Here is a 17,344-nt window from a genome sequence, read left to right on the forward strand (position 1 = left end):
GGTTTACGGCGGCCCCGCAAACCCACAGTGCCCCGCCATCCCCCAGCAAGTCCGGTTTTGCTGTTGGTTCGGCTGTTGCCGTTGCCTCTGCGGGTGCAGGGCGCAGCCCTGCAAAGCCCCCCCCTTCCCCATACCCCGCCGAATGGGTATACAGTCGACCCGTACCGGCATCGTGCCGGAATGAACCCTGGGAGGGGACCATGCGCAAGACCTTCAAGACCCTGCTGCTGGCATTGCCGCTGTGCCTGGCCGCGCTCTCGGCGCAGGCCGCCGATGGCGCCGCCGGCCGCTGGAAGACCATCGACGACAAGACCGGCAAGGTGAAGTCGATCGTCGAGATCACCCAGGCCGCCAACGGCACCCTGACCGGCAAGGTGGTCGACATCCTGCACTCGGACAAGGGCCCGAACCCGGTCTGTGACGGCTGTGAAGGCGCCAACAAGAACAAGCCGGTGAAGGGCATGACCATCCTCTGGAACTTGAAGGCCGACGGCGCCAACAAGTGGTCCGGCGGCACCATCCTCGATCCGGCCAATGGCAAGACCTACAAGTCGAAGATGGAATTGCAGCCCGGCGGCACCAGGCTTGACGTGTCCGGCTGCATCGCCTTCATCTGCCGCGCGCAGACCTGGCAGCGCGAATAAGCGCCCCGGCCCCCGCTTCATCCCCGTGACCCGGCCCCGGCCGGGTCACCTCGTTGCGGGCATGCGATACTCTGCGGTTCCCCTCGGCTTCACCCCGCGACCATGACCCGTACCGCGCTCGTCACCACCGCCCTGCCCTACGCCAACGGCCCGCTGCACCTGGGCCATCTGGTCGGCTACATCCAGGCCGACATCTGGGTGCGTGCGCGGCGAATGAGCGGCGGCAAGGCTTGGTTCGTCTGCGCCGACGACACCCACGGCACGCCGATCATGCTGGCTGCGGAAAAGGCCGGGGTCACCCCGGAAACCTTCATCGCCAACATCCAGGCCAGCCACGAACGTGACTTCGCCGCGTTCGGCGTCGCCTTCGACCATTACGACTCGACCAATTCGGCGGCCAACAAGGCGCTGACCGAGCAGTTCTACCTGAAGCTGGAAGCGGCCGGCCACATCAGCCGTCGTTCGGTGGCGCAGTTCTACGACCCGGCCAAGGGCATGTTCCTGCCCGACCGCTACGTCAAGGGCATCTGCCCGAACTGCGGCAGCCCCGACCAGTACGGCGACAACTGCGAAGTGTGCGGCGCCACCTATGCGCCGACCGACCTGAAGGAGCCGCGTTCGGTGATCTCCGGTGCCACGCCGGAAATGCGCGATTCGGAGCACTTCTTCTTCGAGGTGGGCCACTTCGACGCGTTCCTGCGCGAATGGCTGGCCGGCGACGTCGCCCTGCCGGGCGTGAAGGCCAAGCTCGGAGAATGGCTCAATGCCGAAGGTGGCCTGCGCGCGTGGGACATCTCGCGCGATGCGCCGTACTTCGGCTTCCAGATTCCCGGCCAGCCGGGCAAGTACTTCTATGTCTGGCTGGACGCGCCGATCGGCTACCTGTCCAGCTTCCAGACCCTGTGCGGCAGGCTCGGCGAGGACTTCGAAGCGCACCTGCGCGCCGGTACCAGCACCGAGCTGCACCACTTCATCGGCAAGGACATCGTCAACTTCCACGGCCTGTTCTGGCCGGCGGTGCTGCACGGCACCGGCCACCGCGCGCCGACCCGCCTGCACGTCAACGGCTACCTGACCGTGGACGGCGCCAAGATGAGCAAGTCGCGCGGCACCTTCGTGATGGCGCGCACCTTCCTCGACGCCGGGCTGGAACCGGAAGCGCTGCGTTACTACTACGCCGCCAAGTCCGGCGGTGGCGTCGACGATCTCGACCTGAACCTGGGTGACTTCATCGCCCGCGTCAACGCCGACCTGGTCGGCAAGTTCGTCAACCTGGCCAGCCGCTGCGCCGGCTTCATCAGCAAGCGCTTCGACGGCCAGCTGGCCGCGCAGCTCCCCGATGCGGCGCAGTACCAGCGCTTCGTCGACGGTCTGGCGCCGATCCGTGAAGCCTACGAGCGCAATGACCCGGCTGCAGCGATCCGCCTGACCATGACCCTGGCCGACGAAGCCAACCGCTACATCGACGACGTCAAGCCGTGGGTGATCGCCAAGCAGGAAGGCGCCGACGCGCAGCTGCAAGCGGTGTGCAGTCAGGGCCTGAATCTGTTCCGCGTGCTGGTCACCGCGCTGAAACCGGTGCTGCCGGCCACCGCCGCGCAGGCCGAGGCCTTCCTGGCCGCGCCGGTGAACGACTGGACCGAACTGGCGCAGCCGCTGCTGGGCCACCGCATCACCGACTACACCCCGCTGTTCACCCGTATCGACCCGAAGAAGATTGACGCCATGATCGACGCCTCCAAGGACACCCTGCAGCCGGCCGCTGCCGCCGCCCCCGCCGCCAAGACCGAAGCGGTCAAGCCGGCCGCACCGGCACCGGCCAAGGAAGAAGCCAAGGGCGCCGACGCCCCGACCTACATCGGCATCGACGATTTCGCCAAGCTCGACCTGCGCATCGGCAAGGTGCTGGTCTGCGAGTTCGTGGACGGTTCGGACAAGCTGCTGCGCTTCGAACTGGATGCCGGTGAACTGGGCAAGCGCCAGATCTTCTCCGGCATCCGTGGCAGCTACGGCGAGCCGGAGAAGCTGGTCGGCCGCAGCGTGGTGTTCATCGCCAACCTGGCCCCGCGCAAGATGCGCTTCGGCCTGAGCGAAGGCATGATCCTGTCGGCCGGTTTCGACGGTGGCGCGCTGGCGCTGCTGGACGCCGACAGCGGCGCACAGCCGGGCATGCCGGTCCGCTGAAGCCTGCAGCGGGCGTGGTTGCGGCCGCGCCCGCCGGCGGCACCGGCCACGGGGCAACGCGATGGGAGGCAACGGAATGGAACTGGCGCTGTTCGACTTCGACCACACCGTGACCACCTGCGATACCTACGGCCGTTTCCTGCGCCGCGTGGCCACCGCCGAACAACTGGCGCAGGCGTGGTGGAAGGTCGGCCCGTGGCTGCTCGCGTACAAGCTGAAGCTGATCTCGGCCGAACGCATCCGCGCGCGCGTCACCCGCCTGACCTTCAGCGACCGCCACAGTGACGACATCGCCACCCTGGCCGCCGGCTTCTCGCGCGAATTCCTGCCCGACGTGGTGCGCCCGGAAATGCTGGAGCAGATCCGCTGGCACAAGGAACAGCAGCACACCGTGGTCATCGTGTCCGGCTCGCTGGACCTGTACCTGCGGCCGTGGTGCGAGCAGCTGGGCCTGCAGTTGATCTGCAACCGGCTGGAAAGCCAGGACGGCCGCCTGACCGGTCGCTATGCCGGTGGCGACTGCGGCCCACGCAAGGTCGAGCACATCCGTCGCCAGTTCGATCTGTCGCGCTACGTGCGCATCCATGCCTACGGTGACAGTTCCGAAGACAAGCCGATGCTGGCGCTGGCCCACGAGCGCTGGTTCCGCGGCAAACCCCTGAAGTAACCCAACGCGCAGCCTTCGCCACGCATGAGCCTGATCCCGCCCCTGACCGAACGCCTCGACCGCCTGCTGCCACAGACCCAATGCGGGCAATGCGGCTACGACGGTTGCCGCCCGTATGCGCAGGCGATGGCGCGTGGCGAGGCAGGCGTGGACCGCTGCCCACCGGGTGGCGATGCCGGTGCACGCGCGCTGGCCCAGGTGTTGGGCATACCGGCGATTCCATTCGATCGCTCGCGCGGCGAGCACAAGGCGCCGCAGGTGGCGTTGATCGTGGAAGCCGACTGCATCGGTTGCACCAAGTGCATCCAGGCCTGCCCGGTGGACGCCATCGTCGGCGGCGCCAAGTATATGCACACGGTGATCGCCGACCTGTGCACCGGCTGCGAGCTGTGCATCCCGCCTTGCCCGGTGGACTGCATCGAGCTGGTACCAGCGTAGCCACCGGACCAACCGGCGGAGCGGCGGAGCGGCGGGGTAGAGTCGACTGTTAGTCGACTGCTCTTCGTTCCGGCGGCGCAAAACCCCGCGCTGCGCGCGACAGTCGACCAACAGTCGACTCTACCCCCTCCTCCACTGCTGGGAGGTGACCCTGCCGTTACGGCACTGCCGCCGTCACTACGATCTCGACCTTCCACTCGGCGTGGGCCAGCTTGGCCTCGACCGTGGCGCGCGCCGGGGTCGCACCCTCCACCACCCACTCATCCCATGCCTTGTTCATGCCGTCGAAGTCGGCCATGTCGGCCAGGAACACTTCGGCGCGCAGCACATGCTGGCGATCACTGGCCACCAGCGCCAGCAGCTTGTCGATCTCCGCCAGCACCTGCCGGGTCTGCCCGGTGATGTCCTGGCTGGTGTCTTCCGGAATCTGGCCGGAGAGGTAGGCGACCTTGTTGTACACGGTCATTTCGGACATGCGCGGTCCGACGTCGTAACGCTCCATCATGGGCGTGGCTCCTGCGGGTGATCAGGCCTGCATTGTCCTCCAAACCGGTCAACGATGGGTGCAGGGCAGCCGTCCACGCACGCTCACTACCGGCTTCCGACAGCGGCGCTGGTCAAATGCCAGCGACAGGCGCACGATGCGCCACGGCTGCATTGACACCACCCTCGCCCTCCCTGACGCACGCTTGCGCCGATGACCGAAACCACCGCTCCCGCCACCGCTCCCTCCACCCCGGCATGGAAGCGGGTCCTCACCATCGTTGTCCCGCTGCTGATCCTTGCGCTGGCGCTGCACGGCCTGGCCAACGAGTTCGATGAGAACGGCTACCGCGCCATCCGCCATGCCTTCCACCAGCTCAGTGGCACGCAGATCGCGCTTACTGTCGTGCTGGGCCTGGCCAGCTATGCCTGCCTGATCGGTTTTGATGCCATCGGCCTGCGCCGCAGCGGTATCCACGTGCATCCGGCGCGCATCGGCATTACGGCGTTCCTGGCGCACACGCTCGGCCAGACCGTGGGCTTTGCCGCGCTCACCGGCGGTGCGGTGCGCCTGCGCGGCTACCGCACCGCCGGCCTGGACCTGGCGCAGATCGGCCAGGTCGTGCTGATGAGCACGCTCGGCTTCGTATTCGGCGCCTGGCTGCTGATCAGCGTGGCGCTGTGCATGGAACCGGCGGCCGCGGCACTTGCACTGCCACTGGACCCGGATGCGGTGCGCGTGGTCGGCATCGTCGCGCTGCTGGCCTATGCGGCCACCCTGCTGCTGGTCGGCCGCGATGGGCGTCAGTTCAGCGTGTTCGGCCATGCGCTGTGGCTGCCCGACCGCCGCACCATGATCGGCGTCACCGTGCTCAGCGTGATCGAACTGGTGCTGGCCAGCGCCGCGTTCTACGTACTGCTGCCGGACTCGACGCCGACCGGCCTGCCCGGCTTCGTTGGCCTGTACCTGGTCGCGGTGCTGGCCGGACTGGTTTCGACCGTGCCCGCCGGACTCGGCGTGTTCGAATGGAGCCTGCTGAAGCTGCTGCCACAGGTCGCACCGGCTGCGGTGCTGGCTGCGGCGTTGATCTACCGCGTCACTTACTACGTGCTGCCGCTGCTGTTGGCAACCCTGCTCGCGCTGGCTCCGGCGCTGCGGCAACCGCTGCAGGCCAGTGCCGGTGCAACCCGTGCCGGCTGGAACGCATTGCGGCCGTGGCTTCCGCAGATCATCGCGCTGGCAGTGTTCAGCATCGGTGCTGCACTGGTCATCGACGGCACGTTGCCCACGCCGCGCCGCCACCTGGTCAACGCATCACTGCCGATCCTGGAGACGTCCCATCTGATCGGCAGCCTCAGCGGCGTCGCCCTGTTGCTGATCGGCCAGGGCCTGGCCCGGCGCAGCCATGCCGCATGGATGCTGGCGATGGCCGTGTGCGTGATCACCCCATTGCCGCTGTGGCTGCGCGGTGGCCAACCGTTGATCGCGGTGTCCGCGCTGCTGGTGGCGATGGCGCTGTGGGCCGCACGCCGCGAGTTCTATCGCCAGGGCGCGCTGCTGGATGAAGCCTGGTCGTGGCCATGGCTGCGCAACCTCGGCCTGGTACTGGTGGCAGTCACCTGGCTGTTGTTCTTCACCTACAGCCATGTCGAATACCAGAACGAGCTGTGGTGGCAGTTTGCGATATCCGGCAACGCACCGCGCGCACTGCGTGCGCTGCTGGTGGTGGCCATCGCACTGGTGATGTTCGGGCTGGCCCGGCTGCTGCACAGCACCCGCAGCCCGCTGCCACCGGCCGACGAATCCACGTTGCAGTCACTGGCCCCGGTCCTGGCCGGTGCCACCGACACCCAGGCCTGCCTGGTGCTGACCGCCGACAAGGCGGTGCTGCGCGATGACGCGAAGCAGGGCTTCGTGATGATGCAGCGCTACGGCGGATCGCTGATCGCGATGGGCGATCCGGTCGGCCCGCCCGAGGTCGCGCGCGCGCTGATCTGGCGCTTCCGCGAGGAAGCCGACCGGCTCGGCCTGCGCCCCGTGTTCTACCAGATCGGCGAGACCTACTGGCAGACCTATCTCGACCTGGGCCTGGGCCTGGTCAAGCTGGGCGAGGAAGCGATCGTGCCATTGCACGACTTCGGCCTGGAAGGCCGCGAACGCGCCGACCTGCGCCAGGCCTGGAACCGCGGCAAGCGCGGCGGCCTGTCGTTCCGCGTGGCACCGGTGGAAGAGGTTCCCAGCCTGCTTCCGCGCCTGCACGCGATCTCCAACGCGTGGCTGGAAGACAAGGCCGGCGACGAGAAGGGTTTCTCGCTGGGCAGCTACGATCCGGATTACCTGGCGCGCTTCCCGGTGGCACTGGTCGAAGCCGAGGGCCAGATCGTGGCATTCGCCAACCTGTGGCAGGCACCGGCCGGTGCCGAGCTGTCGGTGGACCTCATGCGCCACGTCAACGAGGCCCCGAAGGGCACGATGGACTTCCTGTTCATCGAGCTGTTCCTGTGGGGTCGTGCACAGGGCTATGCGCGTTTCTCGCTGGGCATGGCGCCCCTGTCCGGGCTGGCCCAGCACCGCCTGGCTGGGCGCTGGAACCGGCTGGCCGGCCTGCTGGCGCGGCATGGCGAACGCTTCTATGGATTCAGTGGCCTGCGCCGCTTCAAGTCGAAGTTCGACCCGCAGTGGCGACCGCGCTATCTGGCTGCGCCGGGCGGCATGCACCTGCCGGCGGCGCTGCTGGATGCCACGCGGCTGATCTCGCTGGACCCGAGGCGGAACTGACGCCCCGACCCGCCGGGCATGGCCCGGCGCAACCGGCTCGCTCTGGTGGGTGCGAACCGTTGGTTCGCACGCCCTCCGCTTTACGCGCCGCCCTTGAGGATCACTTCGGCCAGGCGGTCGTAATCACCATTGAAGTGATGGTCGCCCGGCAGCTTCACCTTCTGCACGCCGTCGTTGGCCGGCAGGCCGGGGCACAGCGCGTCGTCATCCTTGTCGCCATACACGCAGAGGGTCTTCGCCGCCGGCAGCTTCGCCACTTCCGGCGCGATCGGCAGGCCGTCGCCGCCCCCCCCCAGCCAGTTGCTGACATGGAATTCGAAGTCAGCCTTCCTGCCCACCGACAGCAGCACGATACGGTCCAGCGCGTCACGGGTGCCGGCATCAAGCTGGTTGACGGTGGCCGGCAGCACGTCGGCGCCCTGCGAGAAACCAATCAGCATCACCTTGTCGCGATGCCACTGCTGGCGGTAGTGATCGATGATCTTCTGCAGGTCAGTGGCGAAGCCCTTCGGCGTGCGCTCGCTCCAGAAGTAGCGCAGCGAGTCGATGCCGACCACGGCCACGCCATGCTCGTTGAGCGACGATGCCACGTCCTTGTCCAGGCCGGCCCAGCCGCCATCGCCGGAAACGAACACGGCCAGCGTGTCGCCATTACCGGCGGCAGGCACCTCCACCACGGGCAGGCCCTTCAGCGCGGCCGGAGGCGGTGCCAGGCTGACGCCCACCTGCGCGCCCATCACCCGCGCCGCCGCCACCAGGCCCGGTGAAGCATCGCCGCGTGCGGTGCGCTTGAACTCGCGTGCCATCGCCACCTGCTGCACGAAGCGGCTGGCCTCGCCAACCTTGCAGCCATGGTCGCCGGCGGCGCTCAGCCACGGGAAATTCAACTCGGCAGGCTGCAGCTTGTTGTGCTTCACACCGTCGCCGCAGACCATGCGCTCGTGGCTGTGCTCCGGGCAGAAGCCGGTGGTCAGCAGGCCAGCGAACACTTGGGTGTCGGCCTGTGCGGCCAGCGTGTAGGCCATCTCGGCGCCTTCGCCATCACCACCGACCAGCGGCAGGTGGTAGCCGGGCAGATGCAGGGAGGCCTGCAACCAGCGCGAGAAGTTCTCGACGTCGCCGGAACCGAACGAACAGGTCGGATCACCCTCGCGCTTGAGCACGCTGCGCAGGTGCGCGATGTCCACCGCAGCGACCATCGCGCCATCGGCACGCAGGGCCTCGATCGGAAGGCGGCTGGTATCACCACCGGCGGTGGGTTCATGGAACCAGATCACCACCCGCTGCGGCGTACCGGCCGGCATGTGTACCGGAATCTGCTCGAACCGCCCATGGCTGAACTGCTGCACGTTGGCCGCCGCCATTGCCGGCAGCGCTGCCAGCGCCAGAACCACACCCATTGCCCTGCCCAGCCCTGCACGCTTCATATCGCATCCCCGATGGAATGCGCACACGATACGCCGCCGCCGCGTGCACGGCACGTACCGGCGCAGGCCGTTGGGGATTCAGTGGGCCGCGGTACGGCGGCTGCGCCGGTACAGCGCCAGGGCCAGGTACAACAGCCAGCCCACGATCACGACGATCACCGCCTTCTGGCCCAGCCCGCGCGGCGGGCCGGCGCGCCACAACACGTGCAGCCACAGCAGTACGAACGCCAGCCAGGCCCAGCCCCAGAGCAGGCCGGCGGCGGATTGCCAGCCCGGTTCACGGCGCAGGTACCAGGCCTGCAGCAGCATGCCCACGCTGGCACACAGGAACGCGGTGTTGGCCGCCACCCCATGGATGAACGGTGCAAGCAGCGGAGTCGCTTCAGGCAACCAGCTGTCACCGATGGCGACCGTCGCCAGCCCCAGTGCAGAGACAGTGAACAACAGCGGCGCCGCCGCACTGCGCCGAGGGCCGATGCTGCCGCGATACAGCGCAATGCCGAGAACCGCGATGGCCAACGCCAGCAGGCAGTATGCAGCGCGCAGCGCCAACCCCCACGGCCCGTGCAGGTAGAGGCTGAGCGTGGCCCGCACCCAGTCCAGATCGCTGCGTGCGAACTGGGTCCACAGCGCGGTGGCGACGAACAGCAGCAACGCCACCAGTGCCAGCACTGCCGCCGGGCGTGCGCGGCTCATGGCGTTGCCTCCGGATGCCGTGCCTTCCATTCGGCCAGCGCCTTGCGATAGCGCTGCAGCTCATCGGCATACAGATCCAGCACGCACAGCGGACAACCGCTGCCACAGCACTCGTTGGGACCGGGCTCTTCGGGGGGCAGCGGGCGGGGATCGGGATCAGGGACGGACACAGTCGGAAGCGGCAATCGGTGGAAGCAGGCCCCAGTGTACCGGGCCGGCTCAGCGGGCCAGCTGCCGGCGCAGGTTTTCCCGCGCGGCCGCGTCCAGGCGCTGGTGGAAGAAGTCGCTGAGGAAGATGCGCGGCGCACGCAGCAGCCCCTGCAGGAAACGGCGACGCCCGGCGCGGTACAGGAAGCCCGGCACGACCCCCTTGTACTCTTCGGCCACGCCACGATCGTAAGCGGCGAACACCGGCTCGGGTGCGGCCAGGATCGCCATGTCGCAGTCCAGGAACAGGGCCGCCTCGGCATCAACGTCGTCTGGGCCCAGATCGCCATGGTGGGCGGTCAGCAGGATCAACTGCTCGACCCGCGCGGCGTCGACGCCGGCCAGTTCCGGGTCCCGTGCGATCGCCTGCAGGGCCAGCGCCGCCGAACGCACTTCGTTGTCCTTGCGCCCCGCCACATAGATCGCGTCGTGGTAGAGCACGGCCAGGTACACCTCGGCGGGCCCCTGCCAGCCCGGGCCGTCAGCCACGTCCTGGCAGTGCTGCAGCACCGCGCGTACGTGTCCGAAGTGGTGGTAGGCGCGGGGCGGCGTTGCGTAGCTGTCCTGCAGCGCCTGCCACTGCGCTGGAGCCAGCGTCAGCGGAGAGAAATCCATGCCCGGATCATCCCGCCTGCGCTGCCCTGCGGCAAGCTGGTTGTTTTTTCACCACGCGCTCACAACGCTTGCCCGGTGAGGCCTGGACGCGGTTGTCCACAGCTTTGTCGAGCGCTGGTCCACATCGGTTGTGGATGAAACGCCGTGCCGGCCACGCGCCGACCAACGGTCACTGCGGCGCGGCGCCGCCGGGTCTACACTCGCTGCAGGCGGGAGCGCCCGCCGCTGCCGGGAACTGTCATGTACCGCCCTGCCGCCCGCATCTTCGTCCTGGCCCTGGCCGCCTTGATGGCCGCGCCACTCTGCGCACAGGACCACCCGCGCACCGATGCAATCCCGCCCATCGGAAGCATCACCCCGGTGGAGATTCCCTCGCCGGAACAGGTCTTCGCGATTCCTCCTGCAATGCGCGCGATGCTGCAGGCGCAGGTGATGGACCGCAGTTCATCGCGCGAACAGCGGCTGCAGGCCCTGGTGGAAATGATCTTCGGCCGCCAGGGGCTGGACCTGCAGTACGACGCGAACGCGACCTACACCGTGGGCGAAGTCTGGCAGCAGCGCCGCGCCAACTGCCTCGCCTTCACGCTCATGTTCGTGGCACTGGCGCGTGAGGCTGGCATCCAGGCCCGCGTGCAGGAAGTCGGCCAGGTCGTGTCCTGGTACCAGGACCAGGACGCCGGCGTGGTCTACAGCGTGGGCCACGTCAACGCAGGCGTGGAGATCGCGGGGCGTTACGCCACGGTCGACCTCGATCGCAACGTGCTCTACGACCGCCACGGCCCGCAGCCGGTCAGCCGCGCGCGTGCACTGGCCCACTTCTACAACAATCGTGGTGCCGAACGCATGGCCGAAGGAGACCTCGTCGGCGCCCGCGCGTTCTTCGATGCCTCGGTCGTGCAGGACCGCGCGTTCCCCTCGGTCTGGAACAACCTGGGCGTGCTCGACAACCGCGAGGGCGACACCGATGCGGCGCGGCAGGCACTGGACCGCGCCCTGCGCCTGGACGGCCGCCAGGATGCAGCGCTGACCAATGCCAGCGCGCTGTATCGGCAGCTTGGGCTGGAGGCACAGGCCAAGGCCCTGGAGCGACGCCTGAAGTCGGTGCAGCGTGAGGACCCGTTCGCGCAGTACATGCTGGGCACGCAGGCCGAGCAGGCCGGAAGGCTGGCCGAAGCCATCCGCTACTACCGGCAGGCCGTGCGCCTCTATGACACCGCGCACCAGTTCCACTTCGGACTGGCGCGCGTGTATTTCCTGTCCGGCCAGCTCGAGCGCGCCGACCGTGAACTGACCCGCGCGCAGCTTCTGGGCGGTGCACCGGAGCAGGCACGCTACCAGGCCAAGCTGGACAGCCTGGCCCGCTGGCGCGCGCAGCAGCAGGCCAGGCGCTGAGACCGATCAGGCCTTCTTGAGGAAGCAGGTCTTCAGGACCAGGCCCTTGATCTTGTCCGAGTTGCCTTCGATGTGCTCGGCATCATCTTCGACCAGGCGGATGTTGCGGATCACGGTGCCCTGCTTGAGCGGGATCGAAGACCCCTTCACCTTCAGGTCCTTGATCACGGTGACGGTGTCCCCGGCCTGCAGGGTATTGCCGTTGCTGTCACGCACGATCAGGGTCGAACCGGCGCTTTCCTCGGCGGTCCATTCGAAACCGCAATCGGCGCAGATCCACAGCGCGCCATCGGCATAGGTGTTTTCCAGGGTGCACTGCGGGCAGGCGGGAACGGACGACATCGGCAAGTACCTCAAAGTGAATCAACAGCGGCCATTGTAACCGCCCGGTCCGGGGCCCCAGTTCCCTGGCAGATGCCCGGCCGCCGCCATGGCCGCAGCTGGAGCAGCCATGACGCTGGAACTTGCAGTCGGTCGCGAACTGCAGCAGAGTGCGCGGCCCCTGATCGCCCCCGGAACTCCCCATGCGCCTCGGCATCGACTTCGGTACCAGCAACTCCGCCGCCGCCATCGTGCATGAGGGGAAGCTGCTGCCGATCCGTTTCGGCGACGCCGAGCAGTTCCGCACCAGCGTGTACTTCCCTGGCGTGGTGCCCGACCCGGACGACTTCCAGCTCGATGACGGCCAGGAACACCAGCTGCAGCAGATGATCGACAGCGCCGCGCGTGCAGCCCGTGCCGCCGGCCAGGAACGCACGCCGCAGGCGCTGCGCCGTGAAGCCCTGCGCGCCCTGCGCCGTGAATGGATGGAGGCCCGCGCCGGCCAGGAACGCAGCGCCAGCGACCTGCTGCAGAACGCGGTCTACGGCGACGAAGCGCTGGAAGCCTATTTCGAGGAACACGAAGGCAACCTGGTGCAGAGCCCGAAGTCGATGCTCGGCTACAACCTGCACCCACGCGCCAAGCAGACCATCACCGGCATCGCCGCGCACATCCTCGAACACATCCGCCTGACCGCCAGCGCCCAGCTCGGCCAACCGCTGCGCTCGGCCCTGCTCGGGCGCCCGGTGCAGTTCCGCAGCTCGATCGGCGCGGCCGGCAACGACCAGGCGCTGGACATCCTGCGCGAGGCCGCCACCCAGGCCGGCTTCGACCAGATCGATTTCCTCGAAGAACCCGCCGCGGCGGCCATGCACTACCACGCCGAAAGCCGCGAGCGGCACCAGGCGGTGATCGTCGACATCGGCGGCGGAACCACCGATATCGCGCATGCCGAAGTCGGCGGGGACGATGCCCCGCGCATCCACCGTGCCTGGGGTATCGCCCGCGGCGGTACCGACATCGACCTGGCGCTGAGCCTGTCCAGCTACATGCCGCTGTTCGGCCGCGGCATCACCCGCGTGCCGGCCCACCACTATGTGGAAGCGGCCACTGTGCAGGACATGACCCGCCAGCGCGAGTTCCGCCTGCACAAGTACGACCATGTGGACGCACCGTGGGGCGACCGCCTGCAGGCGCTGCAGGACACCGGCAATACCGCCCGCCTGTACCGCGATGTCGAACGCGCCAAGATCGCCCTGAGCGCTGCCAGCGAGCACCGCAGCACGCTGGACTACATCGCCCGCGATCTGCATGCCGACAGCAGCGCCGACGGCCTGGCCGCCGCCGCCCATGGCTACCTTGAGCAGATCCGCGAACTGCTGGCCCAGGTCCGCAGCGACATCGGTGGCGATCCGGATGCGGTGTTCCTGACCGGCGGCATGTCCCGTGCAGGCTACCTGCGCCAGGCCGTGGCCGAGGCCTTCCCGGGCGCCCGCATGGTCCAGGGCGAGCCCTCGCTGGGCGTGGTCCAGGGTCTGGCACTGGCGGCAGCCAGCCAGGATTAACAAAACGTTACGCGGTCTAAGTTACTCTTGGTCGGCTAGATCCCAGCTGCACCTTCCACCGGCCACGCCGGTGTGTGTCCACGGTGCAGCCTGGCCCGCCCTGCGGGCCTAGCGGCCATGCCTTCCTGGCTCGTTCATGGTCCGCGTACTACCGGAGCCGCCATCGAGACCCGCTTTGGGCACCCGCCAGGCCCCTGAGGCCTTACAACCTGACGCAGCACCTGCACCCATCGACTGCCGCCGTTGTGACGCGGTCTGTTGCCGGTTGCCCGTGCTGCTGCAGCCCGGCGACCACGTGCCCGGCCAGTTCCTCTCGCGCGACGCGCACGGCCGTGCCGTGATGGCGCGCAACGAGGAAGGCTGGTGCGCGGCGATCGATCCCTATCACCTGCGCTGCACGATCTATTCGCAGCGCCCGGCGATCTGCCGCCAGTTTTCGATGGGCGGCGATGACTGCCGCCGCGAGCGGCAGGACTACCTGCGCCAGGCCGATGCCTGGGCGCTTTCCTCCCCTTCCACCTGACAGGAGCAACCATGCCCCGCAAGGCAAAGACCCCCGCGAAGGCCAGCAACAGCATCCGCAGCGAACGCAAGGGCGCGGCCGCCAGCACCGTGGTCAGCAGCGATTCGATCGCTTCGGACCTGGCAGCGTTCCGCAAGGCCGGTGGCAAGATCGAAGTCCTCGGCACCACCTGGGCGCTGAAGAAAGCCAGCTGAGCCAGCTCCGACCGCGGCGGCGCTGCCGCCGCGGCCTGCCGGACCGTGCTCAGCGGTCCAGCCGCACCCGCACACTGCCCGAATGCGACTGGATGCGGATGTCTCCATCACCGCCGCCCAGACGTGTATCGAGATGGCTGCCCGGCCCATAGCGCGGCCGCTCCACCTGACCGGCATCGCTGTTGATCGAGCCGCTGAAGCTGTTCACCGACAGCTGTGCCGACACCGTGCGCGGCAGGCTCAGCGTGACCGAGGCACTGACCGATTCGACATTGATGCGGCCGCCGGGAGCCAATCCGGCTGCTGCCAGGTCGATGCTGCCCGAGACGGTTTCCACCGCCAACCGCTGCACGCGCCCGGCGTCGACCTCGACCCGTCCGGACACCGTCTGCGCACCGATATCACCGGACACACCGCCGCCGGCCTCGATCCGGCCACTGACGGTGTTCACATCCAGCTTCGGCGTCTGCAGGCGTGCGCTGACGCTGCCACTGACCGTGTTGAGCTTGCTGTCGCCACTGCGGCCAGCCGCGCTCAGGCTGCCGCTGACCGTGTCGGCCTGCAGCCGTCGCACGTCGATGCCGCTGATGTCCTGGCTGGCGCTGACCGTGCTCAGCAACAGTTCCACCGAGCGCGGCACGTTCAGCACCAGCGTGGCCCCACCGTTGTTGTTGCGGCGCGGGTATTCGATCTCCCAGCGAACGCGATTGGCGCTTTTCTCCTGGCGCAGCTGCAGGCCGTCGCTGAGCGCGCCGGTCAGCTGCACGTCATTGCGGTCCCAGCCACGCACGGTCACCTTGCCGGCGACGTTGCTCAGCTCGATGCGACCGCCCGCGGCCAGGGTATGGCGCTCGTCGATGCGGGTATCGGCCAGCGCCACGGCAGGGGCCAGCAGCAGCGCGACACAGCAGGAAATCAGGGTTCGGGTCATGGGGGTCTCCTCAGGTCGTCAAGCCGGACTCGGCGGCATAGGCCGCCTGCCGGGTCAGTTCCAGCCGCAGCGTGTAGGTACGCTTGAGCTGGCCAAGCAGGTGCGGCGCACGCGGGTCCTGCGCCAGGGCGGCACGGATCTGCGCCGCGCTTTCATCCAGTTCATGCAGGGCCGGCTGCCATTCCGGCGCCCGTCCATCGGGCAGCGCGGCCACGGCCTGCTGGTACTGCTCGGTCATCGCCGCAGCCTGCAGCTGCAGTGCTGAAGGTACCGGCACCTCTGGCTGCGCATGGCGCCACGGCGCCACGGCGTAGACCGCCAGGCTGGCCGCCAACACCGCACCCACCGGCAACCACCAACGCCGACGCGAACGGTTCGGCAGGGCCACCACGTTGTCGCCCGGCGCAGGTGCCGCCTGCGGCTCACGCGGCGGCAGCTGGGCCGAAAGGCGTGCCCAGCCATCGGTGGGTACGTCGCGCTCGCTTGGCAGCGCGCGCAGCCGTGCCAGTAGATCGTGGTCGGAATCGTGGTCGTGTGTATTCATGTCATGTCTCCCAGCCGTGCGCGCAACAGGCCGCGCGCACGATGCAACTGTGCCTTGGAACTGCCGACGGCCATCTGCAGCTGTTCGGCGATTTCCTGGTGTTTCCAGCCTTCGATGTCGTGCAGTACCAGTACCGCACGTGCCCGTGGCGGCAGTGTCGACAGCGCCCGTTCGAGGTCGCGTTCGGTGCCGGCACAGCGGTCGTGTACCGCCAGTTCCTGCAACCCCCCGTCCACTTCGTCGAGGCTGTCGTGGTCCTGCCCGGCAGCACGCCCGCGCAGTTCCATCAGCGCGGCGTTGACGCCCAACCGATGCAGCCAGGTGGACAAGCTGCTTTCGAACCGGAACCCCGGCAGCGCCTTCCACGCCTGCAGGAACGCTTCCTGCAGCGCATCCTCGGCACGTGCCTGCTGGCCGCCACACAACCGCCACAGGACAGCGAATACACGCGGCGCGTGACGCCGGTACAGCAGTTCATAGGCAGCGGTATCGCCCGCGGCCGCCGCCCGCACCAGAGCGGGTTCGTCGACGGCGTCGTTGGCGGCAGGCGGCGCGGGCATGGTGGTGTCGAGCATATCCCTTGGATGCCGCGACCCGGAAAAAGGTTTAGAGCTGATCGACGGCCGATGCCATGCAACCTTTTCGACGGCTGCTGCATCCATGGAAGGTCCTTCGCGAATTTGCCGTCCAGGAGTTCTGCCATGTCCAGCCCATCCTGCGCCGCCCTGCTGGTGATCGCCGCCTGCGTACTGCTGCAGGCATTGGGCCTGTCCTTGCAGCTGCGTCCAGACAACGGCCGCGCCTGCCTGCAGCAGCACCGCCAGGAGCTGGTCTGCCTGGCCTGGACCCCAGCGGTCGAATCCGCTGCACGCGCCGGGTAACATCGAAGGCCGTTATTGCCACCTGTCGTCGCCCCCATGATGTTGTCGCTGAAGGATCACCTGCCGGCCTGGACCTACCCTTGGCTCCACGACGCCGGTATCGCCGGGAAGATCCTGCTCACCCTGCTGGCCGCGTGGCTGCTGCGAGTGCTGGCACGGCGCTTGATCCGCCGCTTCGCCGAGCACTACACGCTCCCGCCGGAGATGGCGATGGGCGCACGCCGGATCAGCAGTTTCGTGGTCTATTTCAGCGCCCTGCTGTACATCCTCAGCCTGCTCGGCGCATCGCCTTCGGTACTGTGGACCGCGTTCACCGGCTTCGCGGCCGTGGGCGCAGTGGCCTTCTTCGCGGCCTGGAGCGTGCTCTCCAACATCTTCTGCACGCTGCTGATCTTCACCACCCGCCCGTTCCGCCTGCATGACTACATCGAAGTGCTGGAGAACGGCGAGAAGCCGGGCCTGAAGGGCCGGGTGATCGACGTGAACCTGATCTACACCACGCTGCAGGAGACCGGCGACGGCCACGAAGGCACGGTGCTGCAGCTGCCGAACAACCTGTTCTTCCAGCGCACGGTGCGCCGCTGGCGCGACCCGGCACAGGCACCGGGCGGCATCCAGGGCGACGGCTGAGGGTGGGTTTTTCTTTGCAGGGCTGCGCCCTGCACCTGCCGAAGCAACGTCAACGTCAAAGGCGGGCATTCCGTGGGTTGGCGGGGTGGGGGGGGGGGTGGGGGGGGCGGGCCCCCGCCCCCCCGTAACCCTGGCGGCGCCCCCAAACCGCCCCACCCCCCCCCAACCCCCCCACCCCCCCCACGCCCACATATACCCGAAATCTCCGACCGCGGTCAGCGTT

Annotated in this window: 20 protein-coding genes; 11 read left to right on the plus strand and 9 right to left on the minus strand. The window is 68.2% G+C overall.

Going from position 1 to position 17,344, the window contains the following annotated elements:
* The first annotated feature begins 200 nt into the window (after positions 1–200).
* The 4 genes from QRO91_RS17450 (at position 201) to rnfB (ending at position 3,933) form a co-directional block, all read left to right on the plus strand.
* Positions 201–644, plus strand: a complete 444-nt coding sequence (locus QRO91_RS17450; protein ID WP_049426799.1) for a DUF2147 domain-containing protein — start codon at positions 201–203, stop codon at positions 642–644.
* A 102-nt stretch (positions 645–746) separates the two neighbouring features.
* Entirely contained in the window at positions 747–2,828 is a 2,082-nt protein-coding gene (metG, locus tag QRO91_RS17455; protein WP_049426798.1) for a methionine--tRNA ligase, read from the plus strand.
* 76 nt (positions 2,829–2,904) lie between these two features.
* Complete coding sequence (locus QRO91_RS17460) at positions 2,905–3,495, plus strand: HAD family hydrolase (protein WP_049426797.1); 591 nt, start codon at positions 2,905–2,907, stop codon at positions 3,493–3,495.
* Positions 3,496–3,519: 24 nt separating this feature from the next.
* Positions 3,520–3,933 (plus strand): Rnf electron transport complex subunit RnfB, encoded by a 414-nt coding sequence (rnfB, locus tag QRO91_RS17465; RefSeq protein WP_053091925.1) that lies wholly within the window; start codon positions 3,520–3,522, stop codon positions 3,931–3,933.
* Positions 3,934–4,090: 157 nt separating this feature from the next.
* Here the strand turns inward: rnfB and QRO91_RS17470 are convergent, their stop codons facing one another.
* Positions 4,091–4,438: a RidA family protein gene (locus tag QRO91_RS17470; RefSeq protein ID WP_049426796.1), complete on the minus strand. Its 348-nt coding sequence runs from the start codon at positions 4,436–4,438 to the stop codon at positions 4,091–4,093.
* Between the two features lie 192 nt (positions 4,439–4,630).
* Between QRO91_RS17470 and mprF the strand changes: the two genes are divergently transcribed.
* Positions 4,631–7,195: a bifunctional lysylphosphatidylglycerol flippase/synthetase MprF gene (mprF, locus tag QRO91_RS17475; protein WP_049426795.1), complete on the plus strand. Its 2,565-nt coding sequence runs from the start codon at positions 4,631–4,633 to the stop codon at positions 7,193–7,195.
* An 80-nt stretch (positions 7,196–7,275) separates the two neighbouring features.
* Here mprF and QRO91_RS17480 read toward each other — a convergent pair whose 3' ends face one another.
* The 4 genes from QRO91_RS17480 to QRO91_RS17495 form a co-directional block, all read right to left on the minus strand.
* Complete coding sequence (locus QRO91_RS17480) at positions 7,276–8,622, minus strand: virulence factor family protein (protein WP_275539616.1); 1,347 nt, start codon at positions 8,620–8,622, stop codon at positions 7,276–7,278.
* 78 nt (positions 8,623–8,700) lie between these two features.
* Entirely contained in the window at positions 8,701–9,318 is a 618-nt protein-coding gene (locus QRO91_RS17485) for a DUF998 domain-containing protein (protein WP_049426793.1), read from the minus strand.
* The gene (locus QRO91_RS17490) at positions 9,315–9,488 is read right to left on the minus strand and encodes an oxidoreductase-like domain-containing protein (protein ID WP_049402330.1); all 174 of its coding nucleotides are present in this window, start codon (positions 9,486–9,488) and stop codon (positions 9,315–9,317) included. The genes QRO91_RS17485 and QRO91_RS17490 overlap by 4 nt, the downstream gene beginning before the upstream one ends.
* Before the next feature lie 49 nt (positions 9,489–9,537).
* The gene (locus QRO91_RS17495) at positions 9,538–10,140 is read right to left on the minus strand and encodes a hypothetical protein (protein ID WP_049426791.1); all 603 of its coding nucleotides are present in this window, start codon (positions 10,138–10,140) and stop codon (positions 9,538–9,540) included.
* Positions 10,141–10,380: 240 nt separating this feature from the next.
* On the opposite strand from QRO91_RS17495, the gene QRO91_RS17500 reads away from it, so the two are divergent.
* Positions 10,381–11,532 (plus strand): transglutaminase-like domain-containing protein, encoded by a 1,152-nt coding sequence (locus tag QRO91_RS17500; protein WP_049426790.1) that lies wholly within the window; start codon positions 10,381–10,383, stop codon positions 11,530–11,532.
* 6 nt (positions 11,533–11,538) lie between these two features.
* Here the strand turns inward: QRO91_RS17500 and QRO91_RS17505 are convergent, their stop codons facing one another.
* Complete coding sequence (locus QRO91_RS17505) at positions 11,539–11,874, minus strand: zinc ribbon domain-containing protein YjdM (RefSeq protein ID WP_049426789.1); 336 nt, start codon at positions 11,872–11,874, stop codon at positions 11,539–11,541.
* A gap of 182 nt (positions 11,875–12,056) precedes the next feature.
* Between QRO91_RS17505 and QRO91_RS17510 the strand changes: the two genes are divergently transcribed.
* The 3 genes from QRO91_RS17510 (at position 12,057) to QRO91_RS17520 (ending at position 14,135) form a co-directional block, all read left to right on the plus strand.
* Positions 12,057–13,418: an Hsp70 family protein gene (locus QRO91_RS17510; RefSeq protein ID WP_049426788.1), complete on the plus strand. Its 1,362-nt coding sequence runs from the start codon at positions 12,057–12,059 to the stop codon at positions 13,416–13,418.
* Positions 13,419–13,647: 229 nt separating this feature from the next.
* Positions 13,648–13,941: a YkgJ family cysteine cluster protein gene (locus QRO91_RS17515; RefSeq protein WP_080354961.1), complete on the plus strand. Its 294-nt coding sequence runs from the start codon at positions 13,648–13,650 to the stop codon at positions 13,939–13,941.
* An 11-nt stretch (positions 13,942–13,952) separates the two neighbouring features.
* On the plus strand, positions 13,953–14,135 hold the full coding sequence (locus QRO91_RS17520; RefSeq protein WP_005410566.1) for a hypothetical protein: 183 nt from the start codon (positions 13,953–13,955) through the stop codon (positions 14,133–14,135).
* 49 nt (positions 14,136–14,184) lie between these two features.
* On the opposite strand, the gene QRO91_RS17525 is transcribed toward QRO91_RS17520, so the two are convergent.
* The 3 genes from QRO91_RS17525 to QRO91_RS17535 are packed head-to-tail and all read right to left on the minus strand — an operon-like array spanning position 14,185 to position 16,185.
* The gene (locus QRO91_RS17525) at positions 14,185–15,066 is read right to left on the minus strand and encodes a DUF4097 family beta strand repeat-containing protein (protein WP_285310488.1); all 882 of its coding nucleotides are present in this window, start codon (positions 15,064–15,066) and stop codon (positions 14,185–14,187) included.
* Positions 15,067–15,076: 10 nt separating this feature from the next.
* Complete coding sequence (locus QRO91_RS17530; protein ID WP_049426786.1) at positions 15,077–15,610, minus strand: hypothetical protein; 534 nt, start codon at positions 15,608–15,610, stop codon at positions 15,077–15,079.
* Positions 15,607–16,185, minus strand: a complete 579-nt coding sequence (locus QRO91_RS17535; protein ID WP_012511790.1) for an RNA polymerase sigma factor — start codon at positions 16,183–16,185, stop codon at positions 15,607–15,609. The genes QRO91_RS17530 and QRO91_RS17535 overlap by 4 nt, the downstream gene beginning before the upstream one ends.
* 126 nt (positions 16,186–16,311) lie before the next feature.
* Between QRO91_RS17535 and QRO91_RS17540 the strand changes: the two genes are divergently transcribed.
* Entirely contained in the window at positions 16,312–16,491 is a 180-nt protein-coding gene (locus QRO91_RS17540; RefSeq protein WP_049426785.1) for a hypothetical protein, read from the plus strand.
* A 36-nt stretch (positions 16,492–16,527) separates the two neighbouring features.
* Positions 16,528–17,121, plus strand: a complete 594-nt coding sequence (locus tag QRO91_RS17545) for a mechanosensitive ion channel family protein (RefSeq protein ID WP_100443786.1) — start codon at positions 16,528–16,530, stop codon at positions 17,119–17,121.
* The last annotated feature ends 223 nt before the right edge of the window (positions 17,122–17,344 follow it).

The sequence above is a fragment of the Stenotrophomonas maltophilia group sp. Smal32 genome (assembly GCF_030237085.1).
Lineage (GTDB): Bacteria > Pseudomonadota > Gammaproteobacteria > Xanthomonadales > Xanthomonadaceae > Stenotrophomonas > Stenotrophomonas maltophilia_Q.